This window comes from Pseudarcicella hirudinis (genome assembly GCF_900115665.1).
GTDB lineage: Bacteria > Bacteroidota > Bacteroidia > Cytophagales > Spirosomataceae > Pseudarcicella > Pseudarcicella hirudinis.
In genome coordinates this window covers 1-16,943 of sequence record NZ_FOXH01000014.1, presented here as the reverse complement: position 1 = coordinate 16,943, position 16,943 = coordinate 1, and the positions used below count along the sequence as shown (strand labels likewise).

General features: G+C 40.0%; 9 protein-coding genes. 5 read left to right on the top strand and 4 right to left on the bottom strand.

All coding sequences use genetic code 11. From position 1 onward, the window contains the following. Positions 1 to 299: 299 nt before the first annotated feature. The 4 genes from BM179_RS19645 to bioA all read left to right on the top strand — a co-directional run bounded on the left by BM179_RS19645 (position 300) and on the right by bioA (position 4,030). Positions 300 to 794 carry a hypothetical protein gene (locus tag BM179_RS19645; RefSeq protein WP_092018881.1) on the top strand — a complete coding sequence of 165 codons (495 nt, stop codon included), beginning with the start codon at positions 300 to 302 and terminating at the stop codon, positions 792 to 794. Positions 795 to 880: 86 nt separating this feature from the next. Then, positions 881 to 2,029 (top strand): aminotransferase class I/II-fold pyridoxal phosphate-dependent enzyme, encoded by a 1,149-nt coding sequence (locus BM179_RS19640; RefSeq protein ID WP_092018880.1) that lies wholly within the window; start codon positions 881 to 883, stop codon positions 2,027 to 2,029. A 20-nt stretch (positions 2,030 to 2,049) separates the two neighbouring features. Then, entirely contained in the window at positions 2,050 to 2,667 is a 618-nt protein-coding gene (gene bioD / locus BM179_RS19635; RefSeq protein WP_092018879.1) for a dethiobiotin synthase, read from the top strand. Continuing rightward, on the top strand, positions 2,639 to 4,030 hold the full coding sequence (bioA, locus tag BM179_RS19630) for an adenosylmethionine--8-amino-7-oxononanoate transaminase (protein WP_092018878.1): 1,392 nt from the start codon (positions 2,639 to 2,641) through the stop codon (positions 4,028 to 4,030). The genes bioD and bioA overlap by 29 nt, the downstream gene beginning before the upstream one ends. A 1-nt stretch (position 4,031) precedes the next feature. Here bioA and BM179_RS19625 read toward each other — a convergent pair whose 3' ends face one another. The 4 genes from BM179_RS19625 to BM179_RS19610 form a co-directional block, all read right to left on the bottom strand. Beyond that, on the bottom strand, positions 4,032 to 5,243 hold the full coding sequence (locus BM179_RS19625) for a DUF2252 domain-containing protein (RefSeq protein ID WP_092018877.1): 1,212 nt from the start codon (positions 5,241 to 5,243) through the stop codon (positions 4,032 to 4,034). Positions 5,244 to 5,465: 222 nt separating this feature from the next. Further along, a complete protein-coding gene (locus tag BM179_RS19620; RefSeq protein ID WP_092018876.1) occupies positions 5,466 to 7,868 on the bottom strand; it encodes a 3-hydroxyacyl-CoA dehydrogenase/enoyl-CoA hydratase family protein in 2,403 nt (800 codons plus the stop codon). 114 nt (positions 7,869 to 7,982) lie between these two features. After that, complete coding sequence (locus tag BM179_RS19615; RefSeq protein ID WP_092018875.1) at positions 7,983 to 9,047, bottom strand: phosphotransferase family protein; 1,065 nt, start codon at positions 9,045 to 9,047, stop codon at positions 7,983 to 7,985. A gap of 62 nt (positions 9,048 to 9,109) precedes the next feature. Then, on the bottom strand, positions 9,110 to 9,727 hold the full coding sequence (locus BM179_RS19610; RefSeq protein ID WP_229632990.1) for an SGNH/GDSL hydrolase family protein: 618 nt from the start codon (positions 9,725 to 9,727) through the stop codon (positions 9,110 to 9,112). 1,048 nt (positions 9,728 to 10,775) lie between these two features. Between BM179_RS19610 and BM179_RS19605 the strand changes: the two genes are divergently transcribed. Further along, positions 10,776 to 16,943, top strand: a 6,168-nt coding sequence (locus tag BM179_RS19605; protein ID WP_143095274.1) for an Ig-like domain-containing protein, incomplete at its 3' end; no start/stop codon positions are given.

Below are 16,943 nucleotides of genomic sequence, written 5' to 3'. Positions count from 1 at the left end.
AATAAATGTCAGGGGCTTAACAGAGGAAATCACAGAAATGTGAATTGTTTTGCAATGTTAACGCCAAAGAATGGTTTTGTCAAGTGTTTTAATTATTTTTTGTTATATTTTTTATAGGATTGTTGGAAAAGATAGGATTTTGCTGTCAATTTCGACTTTTCGCCTGCTTCGAAACAAAAAAATATCAGGCAATGTTATACCATTGTTAAAAGAATTATCAGGAAATAACTGTTTGAATTTATACATTCGAAGGTAAATATTCACTTTGGGTTCATACGTTTTATCAAAGCAGCGAGAAAATGGCACATGCAAACACAGTGCTGATTAATGCACTCCGCCGTACGGCTAATAAATTATCTTCAGGAACTTCTTATCAATGGGGGCATATGGGAAGCTGTAATTGCGGTAACCTGGCTCAGGAACTGACCCTTCTCAGTAAAGCCGAAATCCATGAGTTTGCTATGGCAGGGCGGGGCGACTGGCGTGAGCAGGTGGAAGAATTTTGCCCGGCAAGTGGTTTGCCAATGGATCTTTTAATTGCTGAAATGCTGAAAAACGGACTAACCACTACCGACCTGCAGCACCTTGAAAAACTTTCAGACAGAAAAATACTAGCCGGAATTCCTTCGGAAATACGAAGCAAAATGAAATATAATTCCAGAGAAGATGTAATACTTTATCTGAGCACCTGGGCAAATTTACTTGAAGATGAATTGCTTGAAGCAGCTCCTTCTCTTGAAAGTTTATTAAAGTGGGAAGAGCCCATTCCTATTCCTGAGGATATTTTGCTTTAACATTATTTTTGACCCGATTACAGGAAACATCATTTCCGAAAAGAGATATGTTTTAACTTTGCGGGCATCAATAATATTGTATTAATGTGAGTAAGATCGAAAAATTCCTTTCCGAAACCCTTCAGCACAGAAAAGAACTTGCTCTTTTCCGTTCACTCCGTACGTCTGATAACCTGGTTGACTTTTGTTCAAATGATTACCTGGGGTTAGCCCATTCGGCTGAATTAAGAGAAGCTGTAATGAATGAATTGAAAGGAGATAATTATCTGAACGGAGCAACAGGGTCAAGACTATTGGCCGGAAATACTGTTTATGTTGAGGAATTGGAGCAGGAAATAGCTGATTTCCATCACGCAGAATCAGGCTTGATTTTCAATTCCGGTTATGATGCCAATATTGGTTTGCTGGCCAGTCTTCCGCAAAAAAAGGATATTTTATTAACGGATGAACTTATTCATGCCAGTATGATTGATGGCGCAAGGCTTAGTTATGCAAACCGCTATAAATTCAGGCATAATGATGTAGCTGATTTGGTTAAGAAACTGGAGCATCTGCAACAGAATCTTGCTCCGGAGGGCCATATTTTTGTTGGAATTGAGTCAGTATATTCAATGGATGGAGATATGGCAAAACTTGTTGAAATAGTGGAAATTTGTGAGCAGTTCGGTGCGAATCTGATTGTTGATGAAGCCCATGCTACCGGAGTTTTCGGGAAAGACGGAAAAGGTTTGGTTTGTCAGCTCGGACTGCAAGACCGTGTTTTTGCAAGGATTATTACATTTGGAAAGGCATTAGGCAGTCATGGGGCAATTGTCCTCGGAAGTCGTACCCTCAGAGATTACCTGATTAACTTTGCACGTTCTTTTATTTATTCAACAGCCGCTCCGCTTCATACCCATGCCGGGATAAAGTGTGCTTATCAATATCTGAAAAGTCCTGAATTCGGGAATGAACCTTTACATGAATTGATTGCTTTTTTTCGGGAAAATGCAGAAAGTCAAAAGACCTGGGAATGGATTCCCAGTGTTTCGGCAATTCAGTGCATCATTATTCCGGGGAATGAAAATGTCCGGAAAATTGCCGGAAAACTTCAGGCTCAGGGATTAGACATCAGGCCCATTGTTTCACCAACTGTTCCAAAAGGCAGAGAAAGGCTGAGAATTTGTCTGCATACGTTTAATACAAAAGAGGAAATTACAGCAATATTTAAAACACTTAGCCATACTGAATTTTAATAAACAAAGGATTTATTTTCATGAAAAAGCAATTTATCATTGCAGGAATCAGTACTGAAATAGGCAAGACGCTTATTTCCAGTATTTTAGTGGAAGCATTGAAGGCGGATTACTGGAAACCTGTCCAGTCCGGAGGACTCGACTTTACAGACACAGATGCGGTTAAAAGTAATATTTCCAATTCTGAATCTTTCTTTTATCCGGAAACTTACCGGCTGAATGAACCTTTATCTCCGCACGCAGCTGCTGAGATTGACGGCATAAGAATTGATTTGGATCAATTTCAACTTCCTGTTTTAGACAAGAATCTGATTGTGGAACTGGCCGGAGGAGTTATGGTGCCACTTAATGAAAAAGAAACAAACTTAGATTTAATGAGGAAGCTGAACCTGCCTGTAATTGTGGTTTCCAAAAATTATCTGGGAAGTATCAACCATACGCTGCTGACAGTCGAAATACTTAAAAATGCAGGGATACCAATCAAGGGATTGATATTTAATGGACAAAGGAATGAGGCTTCAGAAACTTTTATTCTTAATTATACAAAAGCAGCACTTTTGGGAAGAGTAGAGTTTGAAGAAAATATTAACAAAGAATTAGTCAGAAAATATGCCGAACAATTCAGAAAAGCATTTTGAAATAGACAGCCATCTTGAATATCCGGTTGAGAATATCAGGGAGTCGGTTTTTAATCCGCAATCAAAAATTCAAAATAGAGATGCAGAGGTAATCTGGCATCCTTTCACTCAGCAGCATACTGCTCCTTTTGCCATTCCGGTGGTAAGGGGGGAAGGGGCTTATTTTTATGATGATTCCGGGAAAAGGTATATTGATGCAATTGCTTCATGGTGGGTGAATTTACACGGGCATTCGCATCCATATATTGCTCAGAAAGTGATGGAGCAGTTCGGTCAGCTGGAGCATGTTATTTTTGCCGGATTTACGCATGAACCCGCTGTAAGGCTTGCTGAAAGATTATTAGGGATTTTACCGGAAAACCATAAGAAGATATTCTATTCTGATAATGGCTCAACTTCGGTAGAGGTTGCTCTGAAAATGGCTTTTCAATTCTGGCATAACCAGGGTTTTACCAGGAAAATAAAAGTAATTGCTCTGGAAAACGGGTATCACGGGGATACATTCGGAACGATGGCTGTCGGGGCAAAAAGTGGTTTTACTGCGCCGTTTGACCCTTTTTTATTTGATGTCATTTATCTGCCTGTACCTGTAAAAGGGCAGGAAGAGGCAGCATTAAAAAAGATGGAAGAACTGATGGCTGATTCCGAAGAGATCGCCGCATTTATCTTTGAACCTTTGATTCAGGGAGCAGGAGGAATGGTCATGTACGAACCCGAAATCCTTGAAAAACTCCTCAGATTAGCCAAAAACCATCATATTCTTACAATTGCAGATGAAGTAATGACAGGTTTCGGACGAACCGGGAAAATGTTTGCAACAGACTATCTTACAGAAAAGCCGGATATTATTTGTCTTTCCAAAGGACTGACCGGAGGAACGATGGCTTTGGGTGTTACCTCCTGCACGCAGCTGATTTATGAGGCTTTTCTCTCCGATGACCGACGCAAAACCTTGTTCCACAGCCATTCATTTACGGCAAACCCCCTTGCCTGTGCAGCGGCTTTAGCAAGTCTTGATCTGACCGAAAAACCTGAGACCCGGGAAAAAATAAGCAGAATTAATGCCTGGCATCAGGAATTTGAAAGTTCTTTAACCGATACTGAAAACGAAGCTATTGCTGAAATAAGGATTAAAGGAACTATTTTAGTCATTGAACTTCGTACAGAAGAAGGTACTTCCTACTTCAGTAACATCAGAGATATAGCTTACCACTTCTTTCTGGAAAGAGGAATCCTGATGCGTCCGCTCGGAAATGTGATTTATCTGCTCACTCCTTATTGTATTTCAGAGGAGGATATGCGTTTTATTTACGGAAAAATTAAAGAGTTTTTAGCACTTTTTACTTCAGGGAAAGACGTTTGATTTAAGAGATATTAAAAAATCCCTGATCATAGTCTTTTGAAAATATCTCGTAATCTTTCAAAACCTGCTGTGAATATTCCCTGGCAAAAGCAATTACCTGATTTTGCCAGGTTTCAGTTTTTACCAGATCGACGAGATCATCAATTGTTGAACAATTTCTTCTTCCGCATCCTCTGATATGTCCCGAAGCTGTGATTTGAGCGAGCGTTTCTATAATGACTGAAAGCTTTTTCAAATCAAGTGATTCCATTACAATCTTATCTTCGGTTGGTTGAAGTTCCCTTAAAATAAAGGAATTTTGATTGTTTTGAACAACCGGATAAAGAATTGCCGGAGAAACCTGCTGAATGTTACGCTGTGCTTCAATGACTCGTTCTGCTTCTGAAGGGAAAGCAGGGTTATTATTTTTGACTAAAGCATTAAAACAGGAGATTTTGGCTTTTTTGAGATCCAGCAGACGAATCTTTTTATCGGCACTGATTTCTTTTACCAATAATACATATCTTTCCAAACCAAGACTTCCGGTTCCTGCAATTCTTCTCGCAATATCCAGTATTTTGAAAGAGTACCCTTTTAATTCTTTCTCAGGGTTTTTAAGTAATTCTGTGATTTCAGCCTTTTTGTTTTCATCAATTTCAAGGGTATGCTGTCCATCAATGATAATTCTGAAACTTCCGTCTTTTTTAAGTTTAATCCGGTCTTTTAAAAAGTCCTTTTCTTTTCTGTTTTCTACTTTGGTTAAAAACTTTTTGAATAATCCTGTTGCCGTATGCCGCTCAATAGTGGCGGGTTTTTCCTTCGTAATAGTACTGATATATGTTTCAAGAAACTGTAAAAAGACCTTGTTTATTGATTTTGTCTGGATTTTGAGGCTTTTTGCTGAGACCAAAATACTCGTCAGTACCCTGGAAATATCAAAACTTAACGGAGCAATCATGGCTTCATCGAAATCATTTATATCAAAATAAACCTCTTTGTTATCGCCGCGATAACTTCCGAAATTGGCTAAATGCAAATCACCGCAAATCCAGACCAGAGAAGAATCATGAATGGATTTTAACTGAGCATAGTCCTCGAAAAAGATATGAGCAGTACCTCTGAAAAAGCTGAAACTATTTTGTCTCATCAATTTATATTTCAGAGAGAGCGTATCAGTATCTCTGCCTTCATTGAATTGTCTGATTCTGAGAGAAATTGAAAGATCCTTTTTCATGCGAAATGTTAGTTTTACCGTTAGTATTTCGTTTGATTGCGGGTCAGGGGAAAAGTTAAAGCAATATAGAGAATAATTGAAAAAATGTATTGAAAATAGCTGATTTAGAGAATGTTAAAAGTTACAGAAACAGGTATAAAATACAAAAATCCGACCTGTTATTCACAAATCGGATTTTGTTTTTGCCTCATTTGTGTCTTTACAAATAAGTCTGTAAAGCACTTAGTTTCTTAATGGTTTGCCGCCATTCAGAAGACTCTGGATTCTTTCGAGTGTTTTTTTCTCACCGGAAAGTGATAAAAATGCTTCTCTTTCCAGATCGAGTAAATATTGTTCAGAAACCAATTGCGGATAACTCAAATCCCCTCCACAAATCACGTAGGCAAGTTTATCTGCGATTTTAGCATCATGTTCGGAAATATATCTTCCCATCAGCATTCCCTGAACACCGGCTTTGAAAAGTGCAATTCCGGTTTTTCCCTGAACTTTAACATCTGTTCTTTGTTTTGGCTGGGTATATCCGGCATTGGCAAGATCAAGCACTTCCTGTTTAGCTTCTGCAATTACACTGCTTCTGTTGAGGATAATCCGGTCTCCTCTTCGTAAATAATTCATTTCGAATGCTTCCTGCGCAGAAGTACTGACTTTCGCTGTAGCAATATTCATGAAAGCATTTTGAAGGGTATTTAATTCAGGATCACCGTTTTTGTAAAGATCAGAACATCTTAAAGCCATTTCTTTGGTACCACCTCCCGCAGGAATCAAACCTACACCGACTTCTACCAATCCCATATAAGTTTCAGCATGTGCCACCAATCGGTCTGCATGTAATGAAATTTCGCAGCCTCCACCCAGGGCAAGTGTATGAGGGGCTACCACAACCGGAATACCTGAATAACGCACCCTCATCATTGTTTGCTGAAACTGGGCAATCATCAGATTGACTTCATCAAATTCCTGTTCTATTGCATACATGAAAAGCATAGCAAGATTAGCACCTGCAGAGAAAGCCTCATTCGATTCATTTCCAATCACCAGACCACGGAAGTCCTTTTCTGCCAGTGAGATAGCTTTATGAACGCCTTCAATTACTCCGGCTCCGAATGTGTTCATTTTAGAATGGAATTCTAAACCTAATACACCATCTCCCAGATCATATACAGAGCTCTCTGCATTTTTCCAGACGATATTATCAGAAAGGTTTTCCAGGATAATGAATGATTCTGTTCCGGGAATTACCTTATAGGATTTGGTTGGAATATCGTAATACAAACGTCTGCCGCTTTCTTTTTTGTAGAAAGTTTTTGCACCGCTTGCCAGCATATCGTTAACCCATTCCGCAGGTTTCATACCTTCGGCTTGCATTAACTCAATTCCCTTTTCCACACCAATAGCATCCCAGGTTTCGAAAATCCCCATTTGCCAGCCAAAGCCCGCACAAATCGCAGCATCAATTCTGTATAATTCGTCAGAAATTTCCGGAATACGGTTTGAAGCATATCTGAAACCATCGAGAAATGTTTTACGGTAAAACTCCGCTGCCTTGTCTTTTCCTGCCAGTAAAACAGCAAAGCGATCTTTCAAAACCGCAATATTTTTCGTTTTTTCGAGGGTTTCAAACTTTACCTTTTCCGAAGGGCGGTATTCAAAGGTCTTCAGATCTAAAGCAAGAATTTCTGATTTTCCGCCTTCTCCTTTTATCTTTTTGTAAAAACCCTGGCCGGTTTTATCTCCGAGCCACTTGTTCTCCTGTAGTTTTCGGATCATGGCGGGTAAAACAAAAGTATCCTTAGACTCATCGTTTACCAAACCGGCATATAAATTATTTGAAACATTGATCGTCGTATCAAGTCCAACCACATCAGATAAGCGGAAAGTTCCTGATTTTGGTCTTCCTACTACAGTTGAAGTAAGTTTGTCAACCTCTTCAACAGTCAGCCCCATCTCTTCAACCACCTGCATGGTTTTCATCATAGAATAAACCCCGATTCTGTTAGCGATAAATGCAGGAGTATCCTTACATAAAACTGTAGTTTTACCCAGGAAGCGATCACCATAGTGCATCAGAAAATCAATGACAGCTGAATCTGTTTCAGGTGTAGGAATAATTTCCAGCAACCTTAAATACCGCGGAGGATTGAAAAAGTGAGTTCCGCAGAAATGCTTTCTGAAATCATCTGAACGACCTTCTGCCATCAAATGGATCGGAATACCTGAAGTATTAGAAGTAACCAGAGTTCCGGCTTTTCTTAGTTGATCTACCTTTTCATAAAGTGATTGTTTGATGGCAAGGTTTTCCACTATCACCTCAATAACCCAGTCATATTGTTTAATATCAGCCAGATTATCATCAAAATTTCCCAACTTAATTCTGTTGGCAAAAGAGGCCGAATACAAGGAAGCAGGATTGGCTTTTAATGTATTTTGAAAAGCATCATTTACAATTCTGTTTCTTACCGCAGGATGTTCGGTGGTTAAACCTTTGGCTTTTTCTGCATCATTCGGCTCTTTTGGAACGATGTCTAACAGTAGAACTTCAACTCCGATATTGGCAAAATGACAAGCAATCCGAGAGCCCATTATTCCCGAACCTAATACAGCTACTTTTTTGATCGTGCGGTTCATTGTGAAATTGTTTTGTAATTATATCAATTTTTAGTTTGTCTTTCCCGTCAACTTTCTCCAACATCATAAAGATAAATAAAAATCTATTTGTTATGCAAGCATACTATTTTATTTTTATATTTTTCCGGTATTAATTGTGTTTTTTGCCATTTTTGATAACTCTTTTACACCAAATATTAAAGCACCGAAACGAGGGTCTTTGGTAAGGCCTGTTTTCCATCTTGCATAAATCTGCTGCATAATCACAATGTTTTTATACAAACCGAATACATAGTAAAAGACGATATCACTCAAATCTCTGCCGGAAACGTCACGGTATCTTTCTATTACTTCATGGCGGCTGAGATTCCCTTTTAACCAGGTAATATTGAAGGATTTCAGAAAATCACCGTCATTTTCCTGACACCAGTAAGCTAATGCTGCCCCCAGATCCATTAGCGGATCTCCTACAGTTGACATTTCCCAATCCAGTACCGAAACAATTTCTGAAAGGTCTTCGGGGTTTAATAAAACATTATCGAACTTATAGTCATTGTGAAGAAAAGCTGCCTGCTGGGTTTTTGGCAGATGACTTCGTAACCAATCAGCAATATCAGACAGCTCCTGTATAGAATCCGTTTGGGCTTTTTCGTATCGTCCGATCCAGCCTTCAACCTGTCTCTGGACATAGCCATCAGGTTTTCCCAGTGAAATAAGCCTGGTACTTTCCAGGTCCAGAGCATGTAAAGCAGCAAGATTATCTATTAGTGCGATGGATACCTCTCTCATTTTTTCTTCCGTAATTTTAAAGGAAGGAGCTTCTTTTCCTCTCAGGATAATACCTTTGACTCTTTCCATTAAATAAAACGGACTTCCGATAACTGATTCATCCTCGCAAAAAATAACAGGTTCAGGCACTTTCGGATATGAAGGACGGAGCAGAGAAAGTACTTTAAATTCCCGGCTCATATCATGTGCTGATTTAATGGCAGCACCAACAGGAGGTCTTCTTAGCACAAAATCCCGACCAGAGGTTTTAATCAGATAGGTGAGATTTGAAAATCCTCCGGGAAATTGGCTGATTTGGGTTATTCCTTCAAAATCAGGGAGTTGACTTTTAAGATAAGTGCTTAACAGGATTTGGTTTAGTTCTTCTCCGTTTCTGACAGATGTTGCATCATCAAGTGTTCTTTCATTCATTTTTTCTGTAGTTGTATTTGGTACAATTTATAGAAAAAACTGAATATTATGAATGAAGGCAGCTATTTGAGAATTTGTTTGGCTGTTTCAAGAGCCTTTTGTGCCCAGAGTCCGTACATTAACCCTGAAAAATGAAGATTATCGCTGGCAATCATTTCGGGTCCGGTTTGCTGTCTGGAGATGCTGGTAATATCAATAAATGTTATTCCGAAATTTCCACATTCCTCACGGGCAACATTATTAAATTCATCGATTTCCCGAGAAAGTTGATTTTTATCCCGGTTTCTGGCAAAAGGAGTAACACCCCAATCGGGAATGGATAGAACCATGACTTTAGATTCCTTATTTCCGGTAAATTTTGAACATATTTTGAGTAATTTTCTGAATTCCCATCGATAAGTTTCTACACTTTGACTTCTGTATTGGTTATTTACTCCGATCAGAAGAGCAACCATGTCATAGGTTTCGGTAATTTTTCTTTGTTTAATTCCCTCAATTAATTCGGCGGTTGTCCAACCTGACCGGGCAATGATATCATGCTTTTGAATGAAAACAGAATCTTTTCTTAGTAACTGGGTTAACTGAACGCTCCATCGGTCTTTGTTTTCCACACTTTCACCAATAGTATAAGAATCGCCAAGGGCCAGAAAGCTTTTTCCGGAAGGTGCTTGAGAAATCATGACAGATTTTTGAGATTGAGGCATTAATGTTTTTAGGAAAATCAATCCGGCAAAAAGCAGAGCGAGAGAAAAACAGGGAAATCTTGTCATTTTATTACGCTTGAGAATTGAGTATAAAGTAATTGGATACAGATAAAAATAAATAAACGATTCTCATGAAGAACCATTTTGACAAAAACATACGAAAAATTAACTATTTGGATGTCTTAACTCCGGTTATTTGAGTATTTTGAATGCTTTTACTTTAACTCTTGCAGAAGATAAATGATAAGTAGTGGAAGAATAATGTTTCTCCCGGATAAAAGTTGGTATAAAATGAAATAAAATTAACAATGGATAAAAAAAATAAAAAAAACGAAAAAAAATGAAATAAGAAATAATATACGATTGGCATGATTTTAGCTTACTGTAACGTGTAGTCAGATGGTAGCCGCAAAAAGCCTTATGAATACGTCAGACGTTTCATATGATATCTTTATTTAAAAAAGGGTATTTTATAAAGCGTTTATTATGATTTAAGTTTTAATAACACTAACACGCCATTTATTGTTATTTACACCATCCCGTCGCTGGGATATTTTTGAAATTGTTTCCCGCCAGGACAAGAAACTCTTAGATTAACATTTCCGTTATGCCTATCCGCACATGGCAAAAAGGAGTTTCGAATTTTCTAACAGTTTTATTGCTTTGATATTTAGTAGAAAGAATGCTATTAATCGCATTTTAGCGCTTTTTACTCTACTATCAGTGATTAATCGAAAATTTAAAATGTAGCATCAATCGGTCTATTCCGCACAGGATCGATAAAATTACAAGCAAAAACAGAACATTAGGATTATTGCACCAGCTTCAGGGTTGACTTGCTGTGGATATACGCCATTTCCATGCTTTTTCAATCTTCAGAAAGGAAGCAGGGCTGAAGAATATTGCCTGAATTTTCTGAATTGCTTCGTAAATAAACTAAAGCATTTGTTCGTTTGAGTCCCGCCCTCCTCAGACATCGTTTGACATTCTCAAACCCGCCGCTAAAATCAATAAAGTTTAAAAAATGAAAAACTTTACTGCATCAATGCTGTCCACTTATGGCAGTCGGAAATTCAGTGCCTTAAATTTCTCTTTCTGGCAAAATTTTAAACAAGGCCCAGTTATCAAAAAGCATGCCATTAATCAAAATAGATTTTTGGTAAATCTTTTTTTGGGAACAATTTTGTTTATTTTTCAAACCTTTTCTGGCAACTTGCTCGCTCAGAACCCTTTGGCTCCTGTACAAAGCTTTAACGTTTTTACCCAAAACGGTATAAGCCTTAATAACGGGAACATCGACGGGGGGATTGCGGCCGGAGGAAAAGTCACCCTAAGAGGGGCATTTACAATCTCCACTGCTACAGATGGAGCATTTTCGGTTTCCGGAGATGCTAATAAAACCACATTGATTGCGGAGACGGGTATAACATATCAATCTGGTACCGGACTTTCAGTAGGAAGCAACGGTTTTATGAAAATACCGGATGCTGCTTTTACTTCCACTTCAAAATATTGGAGTTCGAACCCAACCAGAATCACGATTTCATCGGCATCCTCTCAGGATGCTATTCCGCGTATTAATCTGTCAGCTACACAGACCCTGGCTTCTATTAAGCAGGATGTACTTGATTTTAACTCAATTTTTACGCAACTGAAAGCTACTTCGGATGCCCATAAAAACTGTAGTTCAAATACGGCTATATCTCCTACAGGAACTTCATATACATTTACATTAACTGCCGGCAGATCGAATTTCTTTAAAATTAACGCTTCCAAATTAACATCATTGACTGAAATCAAATTCAGTAATGTTCCTTCTGCTACTAACCCGGCCATTATTACTGTTGACTTGCAAAGTGCAAGCAGTCTGAGTTGGACGGTTCCTACATTTACAAGTGTTCCGGATGCGGCGGGTAAATATATTTTGTTCAACTTCGTAAATGGTGCTTCAGGAGCAACCATTACATTGAATGGTACCAATACTGAAATCGGGACTTTATTTGCACCTTATTTTAATATTGTTAAGTCTGGTGCGGGAGATATCGAAGGACAGGTTGTCGCTAATACATATACACATGAAGCCGGAGAAGTACACTATCAGATTTTCAGTACTTCAGTTACCTGTGGAGCCAGCTCAGTTACCTGTGACTGTGCCGGAGGGTTGTTATTAAACCCGAGTTTTGAAATACAGGAAGACAGACCGGGTTATAATTCATCTTACAAAACAAAATATTGGGAGTGGTCCGGAGGAACAGTTTATACCTGGACAGGATATCCTGTATGTGATAATTATAATGCTTATTTAAATGCGACTTCAACCCCGTCATGGATCTGGCAGAAGGTAAATAATATTGCTCCCGGTTCTTCTTATACACTTTCTGCTTATGGTGGAACGCATGAACCTAAATACGATCACCAGTTCAGACTGGCATTTTATAACAGTGCCGGAACATTGTTGTCTTTTACCAATGTACAGGTTGACTGGGATGTAGATATTGTGCCTTCAGGACAGACTCCGTTGAAAGAATATGTTCTTTCCGGAACTGCCCCCGCAAATACTTCTTATTTAAGAGTTGAAGGGTATGCAAGTGCCGATTATCTGAAATTGGATAACCTTTGTCTTACTGTAGACAATACCTGTAATAACCTGACAAGTGGAGGAACAATTGGTTCTCCGCAAACTTTGTGTAAAAATACGGGATCAACAGATCCGGCATTACTTACAGAAGTAACTGCCCCGGATGGAGGAGATACCGGAAAAGGAATTGAATATCAGTGGTATAAAACCACCACTCTGATCAATGGTGCCTGCCAGACAAATATGTCCGGAAATATTTATCAGTTGATTTCCGGAGCAAACTCTGCTACCTACGATCCTCCTGTAATTACTCAGACTACCTGTTTTATAAGAACAGCTCGCAGAAATAAATGTACTGAATATGTGGGTGTTTCAAATGCAGTAATGGTTGTCGTGAAGAAAAATTGTACTCCGCAGGCTTGTACGAATAATCTTGTTAATAATGCAAGTTTTGAAACAGATAATGGTGCTACAAATGGTGGAAAAAAATTCCCTGTAACCTTCATGTCTTCACCGGCTTCATATATTACCAAAACTGCCGTGAATACCGATGCTTACAGAGGTGCTGAACCTCAAAGCTGGTCAATCGGCACTACGGTAAACGATTATGATAATAAAAATGGTGCTTACTATATAGATGCCAGTGCAACAGGTAATGCCAACTCAGGAGATCGCTTTGTCTATGCAAGAAAAAGCCAGTGTGTTTATTATTCTGCTTCCGGACAAACTTTAATTCCTGTCACCCCTGGCAATAAATACAGCATTTGTGCTTATCTGGCAGCATTCAACCCAACTGCGAATCAGGGAGACGCAAAAGTGCTCTTTGAATTTAAATTTAGAAACGGATCAACTACTTCAGCAACCCTGATTTCACAACAGGATATTGAAAAAACAGTTACCGCCGATTCAGATGGTAAATGGGAAACGTTGGACTGGACGCAGGTCTGTGCAGAAATGATAGCCCCTGAAGGAGCAACTTATCTTGAGTTCTATATCACTCCGAACGATGATGAAGGAGATGGTGTAGGTATTGATGATGTTTGTATCACAGAGGTAACTTGCCCGGCCGCACCGGCAGTAGCCAATGTCTCACTTTGCGGATCCGGAAGTACTACATTAGTAGCTACAGGTTGTACCGGAACTGTAAAATGGTATAATTCTCAGAATTCTACAACTCCAGTATTTACAGGTGCATCTTATACCACTCCAACCCTTACCACTTCAACCGGTTATTTCGTGACTTGTACCTTAAACGGTTGTGAAAGTACAGAAAGACAGGTTACGGTTGCTGTAAATGGTGGATTTAGCGGTGTTTCTGCTTCTGCATCCAATAGCGGTGTAAGTTGTGGTTCTGCGGTTCAGCTAAGTGTTGCCGGAACAGTAACGAATCCTAACCTGATAGCTAACGGAGATTTTTCCGGAGGAGATACTGGTTTTGGATCTGAATATTATCTTGGAACAAGTGGAAATGGATATTATGGTGTAACAACTAATGCAAACAGCTATTTTAGCTTTGCAGGCTCTTGTACTGACCATACCTCCGGTTCCGGAAATTTTATGGTAGCGGATGGATCAGTTATCGCTACTACGAAAATCTGGTATCAGAAAATTACAGTAAAGCCGAATACAGATTATAAACTTTCGGCCTGGGCGGAATCAATTAATACAACAAATCCGGCGAAACTTTATTTTACGGCAAATGGTGTAAAAGTTGGGTCAACAACGACTTTATCTGCAACTAATTGTCAATGGCAGCAATTTACAGGTGTCTGGAATTCAGGAGCTAATACTTCTGTAACCATTGCCATTATGAATGAAAATGTTAACTCTGATGGAAATGATTTTGCATTGGATGACATCTCTGTAACTTTAAATAACCCGGCGATCAGTTATTCATGGTCAGGACCAGGTAGTTTTACTTCGACAACTCAAAGTCCTTCAACTTCAGCACCGGGTACCTATACTGTTACGCTAACTTCAGCAGGTGGATGTACTGCAACGGCAACAACTACAGTTAAAGGTTGTCCTTGCCCGACTTTGTCGAATCCTACTCCTAGTTCAACAATTACAATTTGTTCAGGACAGCCGATACCATCGTTGTCACTGACAAGTAATCAGACTATTGCCGGAACTTATATAGAATGGTGTGCTTTTACGACCTCTCAGACGAATCCATATGCAATGGCCGGAACGATGTATTGCTTACAGCCGGAAGCATCATTAATAAATGGAACCGTTACGGCTACAAATTTGACAGGCTTACCAGCGAATACAGGAACGACAGATATGACGTATTATGTTTACGGTTGTTTGAAACCTGTTCCTGATGATGCTTCCTGCCGACCATTTGTGTCGTATATAGTGATCGTTAAGCCGATTCCTGCTGCGCCGACTGTTACACCAGGGGCAGCATGTAAGAGTGGATCAAGTTCTGTTACAGTGAATTTGAGTGCTTCATGTGCCTCAGGTCAGACGCCGGTTTGGTATGCAGATAAGGTTACAACTACCGCATTGACAACGGGAAATACATATGCTCCAAGCATCGGAACGACAACGACTTATTATGTTGCGTGTAAAAATACTACGACAAATTGTGAAACGGCCGGAGCAGATAGAAAGGCAGTCACTGCAACAGTGAATACAACTCCAGGTACTCCTGTCGTAACAGGAGGAACAACAATTTGTTCCGGTAATTCGGCAACTTTGACAACAAGTGGCTGCACCGGAGGAACTTATACCTGGTCGAATGGCGGCACAACAAGTTCAATTACAGTTAGTCCGACCGTAACGACAGATTATACAGTGACTTGTACCGTAAGTGGTTGTACCAGTGCAAGTTCGGCGAAAGCGACAGTAACAGTCAATCCGATTCCATCTGTACCAACAGCAACGGGAGGTAAAACAATTTGTTCAGGTGAGTCAGCTACCTTGACAGCGAGTGGTTGCACCGGAGGAACTTATGCCTGGTCGAATGGAGGAACTACGAGTTCAATTACAGTAAGTCCGACCGTAACGACAGATTATACAGTAACCTGTACAGTAAGTGGTTGTACCAGTGCAAGTTCGGCGAAAGCGACAGTGACAGTGAATCCAATACCACCAGTACCAACAGTAACAGGAGGTAAGACAATTTGCTCAGGAGAGTCAGCTACTTTAACAGCGAGTGGTTGTACCGGAACTTATGCCTGGTCAAATGGCGGCACAACGAGTTCGATTACCGTTAGTCCGACCGTAACAACAGATTATACAGTGACTTGTACAGTAAGTGGTTGTACCAGTGCAAGTTCGACCAAAGCGACTGTAACAGTAAACCCAATACCACCAGTACCGACTGTAACAGGAGGTAAGACAATTTGTTCAGGTGAATCAGCTACTTTAACAGCGAGTGGTTGTACAGGAACTTATACCTGGTCGAATGGAGGTGCAACGAGTTCGATTACCGTAAGTCCAACAGTAACGACAGATTATACAGTGACTTGTACAGTAAGTGGTTGTACGAGTGCGAGTTCGACCAAAGCGACAGTGACAGTAAACCCAATACCACCAGTACCAACGGTAACAGGTGGAACAGCGATTTGTTCAGGCGGTTCAGCTACTTTAACAGCGAGTGGTTGCACCGGAACTTATACCTGGTCAAATGGCGGAACTACGAGTTCAATTACAGTAAGTCCGACCGTAACGACAGATTATACAGTGACTTGTACAGTAAGTGGTTGTACCAGTGCGAGTTCAACGAAAGCTACTGTGACAGTTAATTCAATACCACCGACACCAACAGTAACAGGAGGTAAGACAATTTGTTCAGGTGAATCAGCTACTTTAACAGCGAGTGGTTGTACAGGAACCTATGCCTGGTCAAATGGCGGAACTACAAGCTCAATTACCGTAAGTCCGACGACTACAACAACTTATACAGTAACCTGTAAGATCAGTGGTTGTACAAGTGCAAGTTCAGGAAGCGGAACAATTACAGTGAATCCAATACCACCGGTACCAACAGTAACAGGAGGTAAGACAATTTGTTCAGGGGAATCAGCTACTTTAACAGCGAGTGGTTGCACCGGAACTTATGCCTGGTCAAATGGCGGCACAACGAGTTCGATTACCGTTAGTCCGACCGTAACGACAGATTATACAGTAACTTGTACAGTAAGTGGTTGTACGAGTGCGAGTTCGACAAAAGCTACTGTAACAGTGAATTCAATACCACCAGTACCAACAGTGACAGGAGGAACAGCGATTTGTTCAGGCGGTTCAGCAACTTTAACAGCAAGTGGTTGCACCGGAGGAACTTATACCTGGTCGAATGGAGGTACAACGAGTTCGATTACCGTTAGTCCGACCGTAACAACAGATTATACAGTGACTTGTACCATAAGTGGTTGTACAAGTGCGAGTTCGACAAAAGCTACTGTAACAGTGAATTCAATACCACCGACACCAACAGTAACAGGAGGTAAGACAATTTGCTCAGGTGAGTCAGCTACTTTAACAGCGAGTGGTTGTACAGGAACTTATACCTGGTCAAATGGCGGCACAACGAGTTCGATTACCGTTAGTCCGACCGTAACAACAGATTATACAGTGACTTGTACAGTAAGTGGTTGTACGAGT